Source organism: Lichenifustis flavocetrariae, from assembly GCF_026130545.1.
GTDB classification, from domain to species: domain Bacteria; phylum Pseudomonadota; class Alphaproteobacteria; order Rhizobiales; family Beijerinckiaceae; genus Lichenihabitans; species Lichenihabitans flavocetrariae.
Genome location: NZ_JAMOIM010000008.1, coordinates 96915 through 112442, shown reverse-complemented (window position 1 = coordinate 112442; position 15528 = coordinate 96915). Strand labels below are relative to the sequence as shown.

The following is a 15528-nucleotide window of genomic DNA, read 5'->3' as shown; positions in this document are numbered from 1 at the left end:
GTTGGATCCCTCATGTGGCTTCGACGATCACGGCCACCGGGCCACCCCCGTCGGGACCCTGGTGCTCGGCCCCACCCGACACATAGAGTTCGGTGTGGCCGACGAGTCCCGCCAATGCCCCGGCCGTGAAGCCACGGGCATGGCGGGTTGGTGAGATGTCGGAATCATTCAGCATCGTGTGACGCAGCCCGCGGATCGCTCCGGTCGAGGCGGCTTCGGTCTTGGCGATCAGAGCCTTGAGGCGCATCCGCTGGGCGGGCCGAAGCTGACCGTTCGCTTCGAGCCCGAGCCGGGCGAGCGCATCGCGCACCGGCTCGATGTCGATGGCATCGGTCATGACGGCGTGATCGATCCGCAGCGGCCCGGCCCAACCCTCGCCATGGCCGAGCACCACGATCTCGTGTCCGGCCAGTTCCACGCCTGCCGAGGCGGATGCGCGAGACGAAAACAGCGACCAGTCGGTGCCGATGGCAGTTTCGGAGATCTTAGCTCGATTGACCTCGCCCAGCGCGACCGCGATCCCGAGCGAGGCTGCGGCACGCGACAGGCCCATGCTTTTCAGCGTGTCGCGCGTGGCTGTCGTCTTCCCGCGCGCGGCGGCCTCGGCGATGCGGTCGCTCGTCAGCAGCGGACATTTCACCTGAACGAGATGAACCTGCTCGGGGCTCTTCAGCCCCGCATCCTCCATCGCGACTTTGACGCACTCAGCCACAGCGTCGACCTGGGCGCCACGACCAAGATGCTCAGGCGGCAAGGGCGAAGTACGGGCGCGTCCCACCGCAAGGGCCCGGGGTGCCGGCGCCGTCGAAACCTCCCGCACTTCGAACACCAGAAAATGCGGCGAGAGCCCGCCTTCCGTTCCGCCCGACATGACCAGGCAGGGTTTCGGGCCGAGCAGATCCTTCAAGGCTCGCGAGGCGAGGGCGCGTGTGAAGTCGTTGACGCAACCGTTGCCCTCCGTCTTCCCGAACACCGCCACGATAGCCGAGCGGTCGATGCGGCCTTCTTCGAACGCCGTCTTGAGACCGGAGACGTCATCCGGGCTGGCTGCGGCGATCCGATGCACGAAGGCCTGGCGGGTCATGCGGCAAGGCCGCTCAGCATCTTGGCCGAATCCGATACCGCGCCGAAGACGCCGCCCTGCATGGTCACCATCTTGACGGCGGCCTCATGGTTGCCGCGATCCGTCGCACCGCAGCAATCTTCCAACAGCACGCATTCGAAGCCGCGGTCATTCGCCTCCCGCATGGTCGTGTGCACGCAAACATCGGTGGTGATGCCAGTCAGCACGATGTTGACGATGCCCTTGGTGCGCAGGATGAGTTCGAGGTCGGTGGCGCAGAACGAGCCTTTGCCGGGCTTGTCGATCACGATCTCGCCCGGCAGGGGCGCCAGTTCAGGGATGATGTCCCAACCTGGCTCGCCGCGCACCAGGATCTTGCCGCAGGGTCCGGCGTCACCGATCCCGGCGCCGATGCGCTGCGAGCGCCAGCGCTTGTTGGGTGGCAGGTCGGCGAGATCGGGTCGATGGCCCTCGCGGGTATGGATGATGAGATATCCTTGCGCCCGCATGGCCGCGAGGACCCTGCCGATCGGTTCGATCGGGGCGCGGGTGAGTGAGAGGTCGTAACCCATGGCATCGACGTAGCCGCCCACCCCGCAGAAGTCGGTCTGCATGTCGATGATGATCAAGGCCGTGTTCGAGGGCTTGAGGCTGCCGTCGTAGGGCCAGGGATAGGGGTTGGCGTCGATCGTGGTCATGGTCGTCCTCGGGTATCTCTTCCCCCCGCAAGAGCGGGAGAAGGTGGCCCGGCGGGGCCGGGTCAGAGACGGCCCGCTCAGCGCTGAGGTCACCCTCATCCGCCCTGCCGGGCACCTTCTCCCGTTCGCACGGGGAAGGGTAGATTCTGGCTATTCCGCCGCGTCCTTCAGGATCTCGCCAAAGCGGCGCGTCGGCCGCGGAAATCCGCAACTCGTCCCGTCGGTCACCACCACCTCGTCTTCCCATGGCAGCTTGTAGCGGCCGGCCGCGAGGTCGGTCATGTAGGTATAGGGGCAGTCCTGTGCGCCGCCGGCCACCGCCGTGTAGCCGCGATGGCCGAACTGGTAGATGTTGTTCTCGACCCCCCAGTGCCTGCGCGCCTCGCGCACGAGATCGGGCCGCACCTCGGCCGTGACGATCTCGTCGACCCGGCCCGTCGTGCCATGCGCGATGATGCTGCCGTCGAAGTTGCACACCATGGCCTCGCCCATGGAATCGAACTGCCCGTCGCTGCCGCACATGCACACGCTGGCCGTCACCATCAGGTTGCAGAAGGCATTCGACTGGTTGGTGAAGCGCCAGCTCTCACGGATCGGCGCAGTGTAGCCGGCCGTGCGCAGCATGATCTCGGCGCCCTTGTAGGCGCATTCGCGCGCCATTTCGGGAAACATGCCGTCGTGGCAGATGATGAGCGCGATCCTGGCTCCCTTCGGTCCGGTGAAGACCGGGATCCCGACATCGCCCGGCTCCCACGGCTCGACCGGCACCCAGGGGTGCATCTTGCGGTAATAAAGCTGCAGCTTCCCCTGATCGTCGATGACGATGCCGGAATTGTAGGGATAGCCGCCTGGGTTGAGCTCCATGATGGAGAAACAGCCCCAGATCTTGTTGTCGATGCAGGCTTGCTTCAGGGCCGCGACCTCCGGCCCGTCGAGCGTGCACATAATGGTCGGATTGGTGTCCATCGACAGGCCGTGCAGCGAATATTCCGGCAGCACGACGAGGTCCATGGTCGGCATGTTGGCACGCGCCTTGGAGACGAGACCGACAACCTTTTGCGTCTGCGCCGTCAGCTCGGCTTTTGTTCTGACCACCGGCAACTGGACCTGCACGAGGCCGATCACGATGCCGTTCGGGCTTTTGTTCAGCCCACCCAATCCGTTCATGGCTGCTCTATTTCGTGATGGAAAGTTCACCGGGCGCGGCCCGGAACGCCTGTTGCGAACCGGATGACGCGATCAGGATTAAAAGCGTCAGGATGTAGGGCGCGGCATTGAACAGGTAATAACCCTGCGTGATGCCGACGGACTGCAATGAAGGACCGAGCGCGCCGGCCGCTCCGAAGAGGAGCGCCGCCATGACACAGCGGATCGGGCTCCAGCGCGCAAAGATGACGAGTGCGACCGCCATCAGGCCCTGCCCAGACGAGAGGCCCTCGTTCCACGATCCGGGATAGGACAGCGACAAGAAGGAGCCACCGACGCCCGCGAGAAAACCGCCGATCGTGGTGGCGAGATAGCGCACCCAATCGACTGAAACCCCCATTGCCCGGGCGGCCGCGGCCGAATCTCCCGTGGTCCGGATGATCAGCCCCCATTTGGTGTTGGCAAAGGCCCAGGCCATGACGATGGCGGCCGCGATGCCGACCAGGAAGAGAGGGTTGATCTGCAGCGCCTCGGCCAGCTGTGGCACACCGGTCCAGCCGCCGAGCGGAATGGCGGGCAGGCGTGGCGCCTGCGGCTGGATGTAGGGTTTGCCGAAGAAGAACGCCAAACCGATGCCGAAGCTCATCATCGCGATACCGACCGCGATGTCGTTCACTTTCGGCAGCTTGCAGAGGTAACCATGCAGGCTTCCCAGAAACACGCCTGCCGCGCCGCCCGCCAGGATGCCGAGCCAGGGCGAACCCGTCTGATAGGCCGTGGCATAGGCCAGCATGGCGCCGAGCACGAGCGTGCCCTCGAGTCCAAGATTGATGCGGCCCGATTTTTCCGTGAGGCATTCCCCGAGCGCCACGAACATGAAGGGCGTCGAAACCCGGATCGCCCCACCGATCATGGCGATGAGGACGATAATGAGCGGATCATGGCTCATGCGCGTCCTCCACTTCCGCCCATCTGGAAGATCCTGAAGCGACCGTAGAGTGTTTCGGAGGCAAGCAGCACCACAAAGATGAAGCCTTGCAGCACGAGAACGGTCGCGTCCGGCATGCCCATGCGGCGTTGCACGATGCCGCCGGCGGCCCCAAGCCCACCGAAAAGGATCGCCACCGGAACGACCGCGATGGGATTGTGGCGCGCCAGGAAGGACACCAGGATGCCTGTAAAGCCGTAACCTGCCGCCAATGACGCATTGGCCCTGCCCTGCACGGCCGCCACTTCGAAATAGCCGGCGAGGCCTGCGCAGGCGCCCGAGATCAAGGCGCAAGTGAGGATGAGACGACCGACCGGCAGGCCTTGCGCCTGGGCGGCCCGCATGTTGCCGCCGGTGATCTTGGCCGCGAAGCCGAATGTCGTGCGCTGCATCAGCACACCGAGCACGAGTGCCAGCACCACACCCGTGGCGAAGCCCCAATGGACGCTCAGGTGCGGCATGGCCGGCACCATATAGGCGGTCCCGATCGGGAGGGTCGACGCCTTCATGGGCTGGTTGAGGTCGCGCATCGGCCCCTCGACGAAGAAGTTCATGATCGCGATGGCGATATAAGAGAGGAGCAACGACGAGATGGTTTCGTTCACGCCGCGCCGATAGCGCAGCCATCCCGCGAGCCCGACCCAAAGGCCGCCCGCCGCAAGGGCGAAGACAATCATCAGTGGCATGACGATCAAGGCCGGCATTCCAGTGCCGACGAACGGCACCGCGATGGCGGCGGCCGCAAAGCCCCCGAGCACGAGGGCACCTTCCCCGCCGATGACGGTCAACCCGAGTTGCGCCGGAACCGCGACCGCCAGAGCGGTCAGGATCAAGGGTGAGGCGCGCTGTAGCGTGTTGCCCCAGGAGAACGCCGTGCCAAAGCCTCCGAGCCAAAGGAGGCTCAGAAAGGTGAGGGGCGACTTGCCGATGGCGAGGAGGAACAGCGAGAACAGTAGAAAGGCGGCCATCACGGCCAGGACCGGGATGACGATAAATTCCGAGGCCGCCCGCAGACGCATCAGCGTAGGGGATTTTCCCGCCGACGCCCGGTCGAGCGCCGCACCGTGCAACGGTACGGTTGGGTCGGCCACGTCGCTCATGAACGCGTACTCAGGCGAGGGATCTGACGCATGATGGACCTCTGATGGTGCCGGTTCGATCCCCTGCCCCCGCGTCAGCGGGAGAAGGGGAAGCGTTTGTCAGCTCGCCGATCCGATGACGCCTTCGATCAGATACGTCATGCTGTTGAGGTCGGGCGCATAATTGTCATAGGGCGCATTCGGAAGAACCACCTGCCCCTTGTTGTCCTTGACGGCCGTGGTCCAGATCGGTTTGCCGGCCTTGAGGTCCTTGATGGCGGCATCCGCAGCCATCCTGGCTTTGTCGGTAGCTCCAGCCCCGTAGGGCGTATTCTGCACCATATCCTTGTCGTAGCCACCGAAGGTGATATTCGGAAGTGGCTGGCCTTTGCCTAGAAGCTCTGCAAAGCCCTTGTAGATCGTAATCCATTTGTATTCGGCGCCAGTCACGAAGCCTTTGGGGGCAAGCGGCGCCTGCGAGGCGTTGTGGCCGCAGGTTTTGACCCCGCGCGACTCGGCGGTCTGGATCACGACTTTCGGTCCATCGACGTGGCAGGTGATGAGGTCGCAGCCCGCGTCGACCAGGGCATTGGTGGCCTCCGCCTCGCGCACAGGGAGCGACCATTCTCCCGTAAAGATCACCTGGCAGGTGGCCTTCGGGTTGACCGTTCTGGCACCGAGCAGAAATGAATTGATGTTGCGCAGCACGATCCCGATCGGCTTCGCGGCCACGAAGCCGAGCTTGCCCGAGACGGAGGCGGCTCCGGCCGCGACTCCATCGATGTAATGCGCCTGATCCAGGAAGGCGAAGTATGAGCCGGCGTTCTTCGGATCCTTGTCAGTCCAAAGTGGCGCCGCGTGACGGAACTGGACATCCGGATGGCTCTTGGCTTCCTCGATCATGAAGGGGCTGTAATACCCGAAAGAGGTCGGCAGGATGAGCGCCGCCCCATCGAGGTTGATCATGGATTCCATGGTTTTTGCCACGGCGTCGGTCTCAGGAACGTTTTCTTCCTCGACCACCTTGACACCGGGGACGCCCTTCAGGGCCTGCACCGCAACCGCATGCGCCTGATTCCAGCCGAAGTCGTCTCGCGCCCCCACGTAGATCACGCCCACCGTCAGATCCGTGGCCGCCCGTGCGGCACGAAACGACGCGGTACCCAGTGTCAGACCTGCAGCACTCGCGGCTGTCGTCTGGAGGAATTTCCGCCGGTTTACCCCTGCCATTGTCAGCATCGCATCCCGCCCCTTGGCTGTGCCGAACCGCCGAAGTCATGCCTCGGACGCTCAATCGTTGCATGCAATCGACATACCACGTGGTCTAAATCGGGGGAGAAATTACCTGATCCCCGCTTCCTGCCGTGCGTCGTGCACAGGCTCGAAGATCGGGCGCGGTCAACGGGCGAATGTGCTTGGCCGCGAACGGATCTATGACACGGAATGGCCTTGCAATTCGCAGGTTCCCGGCCTCAACTTTCAGGCAATTGCATGCAATCGGCACCAAATGCATCCTTCTTAATCAACCTTGGTCGAGCTTCTTCCTCCGCGGTTGAAGGATTGGAGCGTGTCCATCGCCTTGCGCGACATCCTCGGCGGCCGTCCGCACCACAACGATGTGCGCCCTCATTTCCATATAGGCCATCGCCCCATTGGCGCGTTGAATGGCATGGACGACCCGTCCATGTTCTGCGTGCGACTTTGCGAGACGCTCAGGCTTGTCGAATTGCGCCCGGCGGAACGGCGCGACGCGTTGACGGATGCCTCGGGTAAGATCGCTGAGACAGGCGTTATGTGCCCCTGCATAAATGGCGCTGTGGAATCGATCGTTGGCTTCGATGTAGGCTTCGCGATCACCGTTTTGCACCAGCGGGGCGGCCGAGTCATGGATGCTTTGCAGTTCAACCCGCTCAGCCGACGTCATGGCAAAGCTAGCCCAGCGCGCGCAAAGGGCCTCAAGTTCAGCCATCACCGCGAATGTCTCGTCGAGTTGCCGCTCCGAAATGTCTGCGACGCGCGCGCCACGGTGAGGCCGGGCTTCCACCAGGCCGGCGGTTTCGAGTTGCCGTAGCGCCTCCCGTACCGGCGTGCGCGACGTTTGGTACAAGCGCGCAATTACAGTCTCGTCGAGGGAGGCACCCGGTTGGAGGGTACAACGGGCGATATCGGCCGCGATCGCGTTGTAGATCTCCTGCGTTTTGGTGAGTTTCCCGTTGGCACGCGGCATGTTGGTCTTGCTTTGCAATCCTGGTGAATGGTGCCGAAGTTGCTAGAGGGGAAATGGCGTGAACCGCTTGCAGGTTTTGATGCGAGATGATGCGCGGCAAGCGAACCCGATTCTTTTCCGGGTGAAGGATCTGAAAGGTTCAGGCACGCTCTAAGCAAGGCATGCGCCATCTAGCGCGATCCGGCTCCAACGGGGATTGATCCATGATTGTAAACGACCCTGAGACTCTCAGCGAAGTCGAGGCCGCTTTCGCGCGCTATGAGACGGCGCTGGTGACGAATGACATCGTCACACTCGACGCGCTGTTCTGGCGTGACACGAGGACCATCCGCTATGGTGGTGGCGAGAACCTCTACGGGTTTGCCGAGATCGAAGCGTTTCGGGCCGGCCGTTCTCCCGCAGGCCTTACCCGCATGCTCGACCGCACCGTGATCACCACCTTTGGCCGCGACTTCGCGACCTGCTCGACCCTGTTCCGCCGCAAAGCCACGCCGGGCAAAGTCGGGCGGCAGATGCAGACGTGGGCGCGCATGCCGGAGGGCTGGCGCGTGGTGGCCGCCCACGTCAGTCTCATCGCAGAAGGCTAAGCGCGAAGCCGGGCCGCTTTGCCTCCGTTCCGATCCGGCGACGGTGCCGCCAGATCGATGGCTCAGGCCTTGTTCTTATTGTAGACGTCGAGGCAGACGGCCGCCAGCAACACCAGACCCTTGATGACCTGCTGGTAATCGATGCCAATGCCCATGATCGACATACCGTTGTTCATCACGCCGATGATGAATGCCCCGATCACAGCGCCGGTTACCTTGCCGACGCCGCCCGCCGCAGAGGCACCGCCAATGAAGCACGCCGCGATCACGTCGAGTTCGAAGCCGACGCCACCTTTTGGAGTCGCGGTGTTCAGACGGGCCGCGAAGATCATACCCGCGAGGCCCGCGAGGACGCCCATGTTGACGAAGGTCAGAAATGTCAGCCGCTCGGTCTTGATCCCGGAAAGCTTGGCCGCCTTGACGTTGCCGCCAAGCGCATAGATCCGCCGTCCGATCGTCGTCTTGTTGGTCACGAAGCGATACAGCATGATCAGCACGAACATGATGATGAGCACGTTCGGAAGGCCGCGATACTGGGTCATCTGAAACGCGAAACCGAACAAGACCAATCCGATGACCCCGTTCCTGATCAGGAATGAGCCCACAGATTCAGCGACCACGCCGTGCTTGCGCTGGTTCGACAAACGCCGCCATCCCGTGCCCACGAGAATGAGCCACAGGACCGCCGCGATGGGCAACGAGAGGTCGAAGCCGTTAAGCTTGGGAATGAAGCCCTTGGACAAGAGCTGAAAGAAATCCGGAAACGGTCCGACTGAGGCGCCCTGCAGAACAGCCAGGGTAAGCCCACGGAACACCAGCATGCCGGCAAGCGTGACGATGAAGCTCGGAATTTTGAGATAGGCGATGAAATAGCCTTGCGAGGCGCCGATCAAGCCACCCACCGCGAGGCACATAATGGTCGCGAGCGCGTAGTTGACGTTGTAATTCACCATCAGGACAGCCGCGAGGGCGCCGACAAAACCGACCAGCGAACCGATCGACAGATCGATATGTCCGGCCACGATGACCAGCAGCATGCCGAGCGCCATGACGACGACGTAGCTGTTCTGCAGGATGAGGTTGGTCAGGTTGAGCGGCTGGAACAGCACGCCATGGGTCGTGTATTCGAAGAAGAGCATGATCAGCACGAGCGCGATCATCAGCCCGTAATCGCGGAAGTTGCCCTTCTTCAGTAGACCGCGCCAACCCGGCGCATCGGGGTCGGTCTTGGCCACCGGCACGCCGGTTGCGGGTTTCAAACCTTCCTCGGCTGTGATCCGGCTCATCAGTGGAGCTCCTTCGACCGCATGATCGCGCGCATGATAGTTTCTTGGGAGGCTTCCGCCGCCGGGAACTCACCGACGAACTTGCCCTCGTTCATCACATAGATCCGATCGCACATGCCCAGGAGTTCGGGCATTTCGGAGGAGATCATCAACACGCCACGCCCCTGATCGGCGAGCTCGTTGATGATCGCATAGATCTCGTATTTGGCGCCGACATCGATGCCGCGTGTCGGCTCATCGAGAATGAGGATCTGCGGCTCGGTGAACAGCCATTTGCTCAACACCACCTTCTGCTGATTGCCGCCCGACAGGTTGACGGTCTGCTGCGCCACACCGAATGACCGGATGCGCATCTTGGTCCGATAGTCGCTGGCGACGCCGTATTCCTTGTCTTCGTCGATCACCATCGCGGTCGAGACGCCAGGCAGGTTGGCGAGCGTCGTGTTCTTGGTGATGTTCTCGTCGAGCACGAGACCGAGCTGCTTCCGATCTTCCGTAACATAGGCGATGCCGGCTTCGATCGCCTTGTTGATGGTCGAAACGTCAGCATCCTTGCCGTTCATCCGCACAGTGCCGCTGATGCCCTGACCATAAGCCCGACCGAAGATGCTCATGGCGAGTTCGGTTCGGCCCGAGCCCATGAGTCCGGCGATGCCCACGATCTCGCCCTTGCGCACGGTGAAATTGATGTTCTTCACGACCAGACGGTCGGCATGAAGATGGTGATGGGCGTTCCAGCTCTTCACTTCGAGCAGGGTCTCGCCGATCTTCGGCGTCCGTGGTGGATACCGGTGCGCCATGTCGCGCCCGACCATGCCCTGGATGATACGGTCTTCGTTGATCTCGGTCGTATGACAATTGAGCGTTTCGACCGTGGTGCCATCGCGCAGGATGGTGATCTGGTCCGCGACCTTCGAGATCTCGTTCAGCTTGTGCGAGATCAGGATCGACGAAATACCTTGCTTCTTGAAGTTCAGAAGCAGCGACAGGAGCGCGTCGCTGTCCTTTTCGCTCAGGCTGGCGGTGGGCTCATCGAGGATCAGCAGCTTGACCTTCTTGGACAAAGCTTTGGCGATCTCGACCAGCTGCTGCTTGCCGACACCGATATTGGTGATGAGAGTCTCGGGATTCTCGTCGAGCCCGACGGTCTTGAGCAGGTCGCGTGTTCGAGCGAAGGCCTGATCCCAATCGATCACGCCGAACCTGGACGTCTCGTTGCCGAGAAAGATATTTTCCGCGATGGAGAGCAGCGGAACCAGGGCCAGTTCCTGGTGGATGATGATGATGCCGACATGCTCGCTTTCGGCGATATCGCGAAACTTGCTGAGCTGCCCTTCGTAAAAGATTTCACCTTCGTAAGAACCAAAGGGATAGACACCGCTCAACACCTTCATCAGCGTCGATTTGCCGGCACCATTCTCACCTACCAGGGCGTGGATCTCGCCCGGCTCAACCTTCAGGTTCACGTTATCGAGCGCCTTGACGCCAGGAAACGTCTTTGTGATTCCCCGCATTTCGAGGATGGCCGCCATCTACGCACGCTTTCAGGAGGATTGGCCCGATACGGGGGCCGAGCTGGAACACGCAGGCCGGCGCGCGTTGCACGCCGGCCTTTCTGGCTATCTTAGAACTGGCTGGCCTTGTAGTAGCCCGTATCGATCAGAGCCGCCTTCCAATTGGCCTTGGTCACGACCACCGGGGTCAGCAGATAGGAGGGAACCACCTTCTTGCCGTTGTTGTAGGTCTTGGTGTCGTTGACCTCGGGTGTCTTGCCGTTTTCCATCGCGTCGATCATGGCCACGGTGACCTTGGCGAGGTCACGTGTATCCTTGAAGATCGAGGAATATTGCTCGCCCGCGATAATCGACTTGATCGACTGCACTTCGCAATCCTGGCCGCTCACGTAGGGCATCTTCATATCACCGGAGCCATAGCCCACGCCCTTCAGCGAGGAGATGATGCCGATCGAGAGGCCGTCGTAGGGTGAGAGCACCGCATCGACATGCTTGCCGGTGTAGTAGGCGGACAGCAGGTTATCCATGCGGGCCTGGGCCACGGCCGGATCCCAACGCAGGGTCGAGACCTTGTCCATGCCCATCTGGCCCGACTGCACGACGAGCTTTTTGCTGTCGAGATAGGGCTGCAGCACCGACATGGCGCCATTGTAGAAGAAGAAGGCGTTGTTATCGTCGGGCGAACCGCCGAACAGTTCGATGTTGAAGGGACCCTTGCCATCCTTCAGACCGAGCGCGTCCACGAGTGACGTCGCCTGGAGCACACCGACTTTGTAGTTATCGAAGGTCGCGTAATAATCGACGTTCGGCGAACCCTTGATCAGGCGATCGTAGGCGATGACCTTGACGCCCTTGTCGGCGGCCTTCTGCAAAACGTCCGTGAGGGTCGTGCCATCGATCGATGCGATGACCAGGATCTTTGCCCCCTTCGTCACCATGTTCTCGATCTGGGCGAGCTGGTTCGGAATATCGTCATCGGCATATTGCAGGTCTGGGTTGTAGCCCTTGGCCTTCAGTTGCGCGACGATGTTGTTGCCGTCATCAATCCAGCGTGCGGACGATTTCGTCGGCATGGCCACGCCGATCATGTCTCCGCTGGCCGCGAAGGCCGGCGAAAGGGAAAGACCGACAAGAGCCGTCGCACCGAGCATCAGGCCAGAAAACATACGTTTGGTGATCATTACATCTCCCCATCCATCGCATGCGTGTCGCGAGGTCCGGCGCGCGTCGCATGTTCTTATACTTATCAAGGTCGTCCGGCCCTCTCGTGCGCGCCAATGATCCGCACGTCAAGTGAGATTGGAACGCCGAAATGGCGCCGCCAACTGCGCGACTGTTGAAGCGATCCGGTATAACTGTCAAATACGATTGCGGCTGCTAAGCATATCAATCATGATATGCTTAAAGCTGGACACGAAGAGGTGTGGCTGTGATCCATTCGCCAGCCTTTGACCCTCTGGAAGGGGAGCCCGAGACGCAGGCCGAGAGTCTGTTGCGGGCGGGACTCAAATTCAACCATCTCCGCATGATGGCCGCGCTCGATGCCAGTGGACAAGTCAGCACGGCGGCGCATGTGCTCAACATTTCGCAGCCCGCCGCGTCACGGATGATCGCCGAAATCGAAGCGATACTGCAGGCACCAATCTGCGACCGGCTTCCCAGAGGGGTCGCCCTCACACCCTACGGGAAAGCCTTCGCGCGTCGCGCTCGATCGATCCTTCTTGAACTCCGTGAGGCGGAACGGGAGATCGGCGACCTGCGCACCGGCCAGGGCGGCAGCGTCTTCATGGGGACCGTCGCGGCGCCCTCGATCACGCTGGCGGTGCCGGCCATCAAGCGGATCCGGCAGCGTTTTCCCAAACTCGAAATCAATATCCAGGTCGACACGAGCGCGACTCTTGCGAGCGAACTCCTGGCCTCGCGCTATGATTTCATCATCGGCCGCATCCCGGACGACCTCAGTCCGCGACTGTTCCAGACGCGGTTGATCGGGATCGAGCGCGCTTGCCTGATCGTGCGACGCGGGCATCCGCTGATGCGTCACGCGCCGGTGCCGATCGAGAAGCTCACCGAGTTCGACTGGGTGTTCCAACCGAGCGGCTCGCTGCTGCGGCGGACACTCGAAGCCGCGTTCCTGTCTCGCGGCATCGCCCTGCCGGACCGGGTTCTCAACACCTCCTCGTCGTTCCTGACCCTGGTCATGGTGGCCCAGACGGATGCGATCGCACCGATCGCCGTCGACGTCGCCTCCTTCGTGAACAGCCCTCGGGGGCTCAATGGCGCGATCGACGTGCTGCCGGTTGATTTCGAGATCAACCTGCAACCCTACAGCCTCATCACGGCGCGCAATCGTGCTCTCTCGCCGGCGGCCCAGATGCTCTACGACTTCATCGTCGGTGAGGCAGCCTCGGGTTGAGCCTTGCGTCGTCTTGGTCTCGTGTGGGAAGGAGCAGCTTTCATCCCGCAAAGGACGTGCACGTGGCCCCGACCAGCATTGCCATCATCGGCGTCGGCAAGATCGCTCAGGACCAGCATCTGCCGGTGATCGCCAAGAATCCGGACTATCGGCTGGCCGCCGTGGTGAGCCAACGCGGCATTACGGAGCCGGGTGTGCCGACCTTCCGCACCGCCGCCGAACTCTATGCCGCCCTGCCAGACCTCGATGCCGTGGCGATCTGCACGCCGCCGAGCGTTCGCTACGCGCTTGCCCGCGAAGCGATCGATGCCGGCGTCGACGTGATGCTCGAAAAGCCGCCATTCCCGACGACTCTGGAACTCGTCGACCTTGCGGCCTACGGCCGGACCAAGGGTCGCGTCGTCTTCACGACCTGGCACTCGCAATACAATGCGGGCGTCGCCGAGACACGCAAGCGATTGGCAGGCCGCAAGCTGAAGAGCCTCGTGATCACCTGGAAAGAAGACGTGCGGCGCTGGCACCCCAATCAGGCATGGATCTGGGAAACCGCAGGGTTCGGGGTGTTTGACCCAGGGATCAACGCCCTATCGATTTTGACCGAGATCATGCCGGCGCCGATCTTCGTCACCAGCGCCACCCTGACGACACCGTCGAACAAGATGATGCCGATCGCCGCCGATCTCGTGTTTCGCAGCGCTGCCGAGGTCGACCCTGCGGCGCAACGCCTGACGGCCGCTTTCGACTGGCGGCAGGAAGGCGAGCAAAGCTGGAACTTCCGCATCGAGACGGCTGACGGCGAAGTCTTCGACCTGACCAAGGGTGGTTCGAAGCTCGCCATCAATGGCCAGACGGTGGTCGAGGAGACCCCCGAGGAATACGAAGCCATCTACAGTCGCTTTACCGGCCTTCTGTCACGCCGCGAAAGCCTGATCGACGCCGCACCATTCCAACTGGTCGCCGACGCCTTCATGGTGGGGCGGCGGATGGAGACCGAGGCGTTTGTGGACTGAACCCACACAAGACCGGCAAAAGTTGGCCTTCGGGTCATTGAAGCGCGGATGAGGAGACAGGCTACGCTGGACCCTTAGGATTGGCCCAACCGTATCGCGTCGAGCCTCAACCTCGCGATCCGCTCGATCTGCATCAGAGCTTCGGCTCGCTCCGCCACGACCGTGTTGGCGAGCCGCACCTCGAAGTTCTGCAGAATGTCAGCCTTGTTCTTTCCCTTCACGGCGATGATGAATGGAAACCCGAACCTCTCGCGATAGGCCGTGTTGAGCGTCGTGAAGCGTTGGAGTTCGTCCGTACTCAGACGATCGAGGCCTGCGGAGGCCTGTTCGCCGGCCGACGACGCGGTAAGCTCCCCCGCCAAGGCCAAGCGCCCCGCCAGATCGGGGTGCGCCTTGATCAGGGCGTCTTGGTCCTCGGCAGACATCGCGCGCATCTGTGCCACGAGCACCCGATGCAACCCTTCGGTCGTGTCCTCCGAAGGCCAGATGCCAGCCGCATAGGCCCGCTCGGCCACCGCGGGCGTGTGCTCGAAAATCCCGCCGAAGACTTCGACGAACAAGGCACGCCCCATCTGGCTTGGACGGAAGCCTTCCTTTGGCGGATGATGCTTGACCCAGTGACGCGCGATGCCGAGCCGCGTCGCCACCCAGGCGTGTTCGTGCGATTGCACATAGTCGAGAAAGCGTTCGAGGGCGGCCGCCCGGCCCGGTCGCCCGACAAGCCGGCAATGAAGGCCGATCGACATCATGCCACCGTGCCCTTCTCCACCTTCCCGATAGAGGACGTCGAAACTGTCCTTGAGATAGGCGAAGAAATGATCGCCCGTGTTGAAGCCTTGCGGCGTCGCGAAGCGCATGTCGTTCGCGTCGAGCGTGTAAGGCACGATCAGCTGCTGCCGGCCGGAGATCCTCTGCCAATAGGGCAATTCGTCGGCGTAAGTGTCAGCGAGATAAAGGAATCCGCCTTCCTGGGCGCCGATCTGCAAGGTCTGGGAGGAGGTGCGACCCTGGTAGAGACCAAGGGGCCGAGCTCCCGCCACCGCTGTGTGGATGCCGATCGCCTCGTCGATATCGGCCCGCTCGGCCTCGATCGTGTGGTTCCGGTAGTCGATCCATTTGAGACCATGTGTGGCGATCTCCCATCCGGCCTCGTTCATGGCCGCGACCGCTTCCGGGTTGCGCACCATGGCGCTTGCGACGGCGTAGACCGTCACCGGCATCTTGCGAGCCGTGAACATCCGCCAGAGACGCCAAAAACCCACCCGGGAGCCGTATTCGTAGATCGATTCCATATTGACATGCCGCTGCCCCGGCCAGGGCTGAGCACCGACGATCTCCGACAGGAAGGCCTCCGAGGCCGCGTCCCCATGCAGGATGTTGTTCTCTCCGCCCTCCTCGTAGTTGATGACGAATTGGACGGCGACGCGGCCACGGCCCGGCCAGTTCGGCTTTGGCGGATTGCGGCCATACCCCACCATGTCGCGTGGGTAGATCTGGTCGAGATCGAACATGCG

The 15528-nt window shown here is 62.2% G+C and carries 14 protein-coding genes; 3 read left to right on the top strand and 11 right to left on the bottom strand.

What is annotated here, in order from left to right; translation table 11 throughout:
• Positions 1-10 precede the first annotated feature (10 nt).
• From atzD to M8523_RS13740, 7 genes are all read right to left on the bottom strand, one after another.
• Complete coding sequence (gene atzD / locus M8523_RS13770; RefSeq protein WP_282585450.1) at positions 11-1084, bottom strand: cyanuric acid amidohydrolase; 1074 nt, start codon at positions 1082-1084, stop codon at positions 11-13.
• Complete coding sequence (gene biuH, locus M8523_RS13765; protein ID WP_282585449.1) at positions 1081-1761, bottom strand: biuret amidohydrolase; 681 nt, start codon at positions 1759-1761, stop codon at positions 1081-1083. Before biuH ends, atzD begins: the two co-directional genes overlap by 4 nt.
• Before the next feature lie 150 nt (positions 1762-1911).
• Positions 1912-2928, bottom strand: a complete 1017-nt coding sequence (locus tag M8523_RS13760; protein WP_282585448.1) for a formamidase — start codon at positions 2926-2928, stop codon at positions 1912-1914.
• Between the two features lie 7 nt (positions 2929-2935).
• Positions 2936-3856, bottom strand: a complete 921-nt coding sequence (locus M8523_RS13755; protein ID WP_282585447.1) for an ABC transporter permease — start codon at positions 3854-3856, stop codon at positions 2936-2938.
• On the bottom strand, positions 3853-4995 hold the full coding sequence (locus tag M8523_RS13750; protein ID WP_282585446.1) for an ABC transporter permease: 1143 nt from the start codon (positions 4993-4995) through the stop codon (positions 3853-3855). Before M8523_RS13750 ends, M8523_RS13755 begins: the two co-directional genes overlap by 4 nt.
• 99 nt (positions 4996-5094) lie before the next feature.
• Positions 5095-6210: a BMP family ABC transporter substrate-binding protein gene (locus M8523_RS13745; protein ID WP_428350566.1), complete on the bottom strand. Its 1116-nt coding sequence runs from the start codon at positions 6208-6210 to the stop codon at positions 5095-5097.
• Between the two features lie 286 nt (positions 6211-6496).
• Positions 6497-7201, bottom strand: a complete 705-nt coding sequence (locus M8523_RS13740; protein WP_282585444.1) for a GntR family transcriptional regulator — start codon at positions 7199-7201, stop codon at positions 6497-6499.
• Between the two features lie 203 nt (positions 7202-7404).
• Here M8523_RS13740 and hpxZ point away from each other — a divergent pair, with 203 nt between their 5' ends.
• Positions 7405-7788, top strand: coding sequence for an oxalurate catabolism protein HpxZ (gene hpxZ, locus M8523_RS13735; RefSeq protein ID WP_282585443.1), 384 nt, complete (start codon positions 7405-7407; stop codon positions 7786-7788).
• Positions 7789-7850: 62 nt separating this feature from the next.
• On the opposite strand, the gene mmsB is transcribed toward hpxZ, so the two are convergent.
• From mmsB to chvE, 3 genes are all read right to left on the bottom strand, one after another.
• Positions 7851-9074, bottom strand: a complete 1224-nt coding sequence (gene mmsB, locus M8523_RS13730) for a multiple monosaccharide ABC transporter permease (protein WP_282585442.1) — start codon at positions 9072-9074, stop codon at positions 7851-7853.
• The gene (gene mmsA, locus M8523_RS13725; protein ID WP_282585441.1) at positions 9074-10606 is read right to left on the bottom strand and encodes a multiple monosaccharide ABC transporter ATP-binding protein; all 1533 of its coding nucleotides are present in this window, start codon (positions 10604-10606) and stop codon (positions 9074-9076) included. Before mmsA ends, mmsB begins: the two co-directional genes overlap by 1 nt.
• Before the next feature lie 92 nt (positions 10607-10698).
• Positions 10699-11754, bottom strand: coding sequence for a multiple monosaccharide ABC transporter substrate-binding protein (chvE, locus tag M8523_RS13720; protein WP_282585589.1), 1056 nt, complete (start codon positions 11752-11754; stop codon positions 10699-10701).
• A 257-nt stretch (positions 11755-12011) separates the two neighbouring features.
• Between chvE and M8523_RS13715 the strand changes: the two genes are divergently transcribed.
• Together M8523_RS13715 and M8523_RS13710 are read left to right on the top strand one after the other, a co-directional pair.
• A complete protein-coding gene (locus M8523_RS13715; RefSeq protein ID WP_428350506.1) occupies positions 12012-13004 on the top strand; it encodes a LysR family transcriptional regulator in 993 nt (330 codons plus the stop codon).
• Between the two features lie 62 nt (positions 13005-13066).
• The gene (locus M8523_RS13710) at positions 13067-14014 is read left to right on the top strand and encodes a Gfo/Idh/MocA family protein (RefSeq protein ID WP_282585439.1); all 948 of its coding nucleotides are present in this window, start codon (positions 13067-13069) and stop codon (positions 14012-14014) included.
• A 74-nt stretch (positions 14015-14088) separates the two neighbouring features.
• Here the strand turns inward: M8523_RS13710 and puuE are convergent, their stop codons facing one another.
• Complete coding sequence (gene puuE, locus M8523_RS13705) at positions 14089-15525, bottom strand: allantoinase PuuE (RefSeq protein ID WP_282585438.1); 1437 nt, start codon at positions 15523-15525, stop codon at positions 14089-14091.
• Positions 15526-15528: the final 3 nt, after the last annotated feature.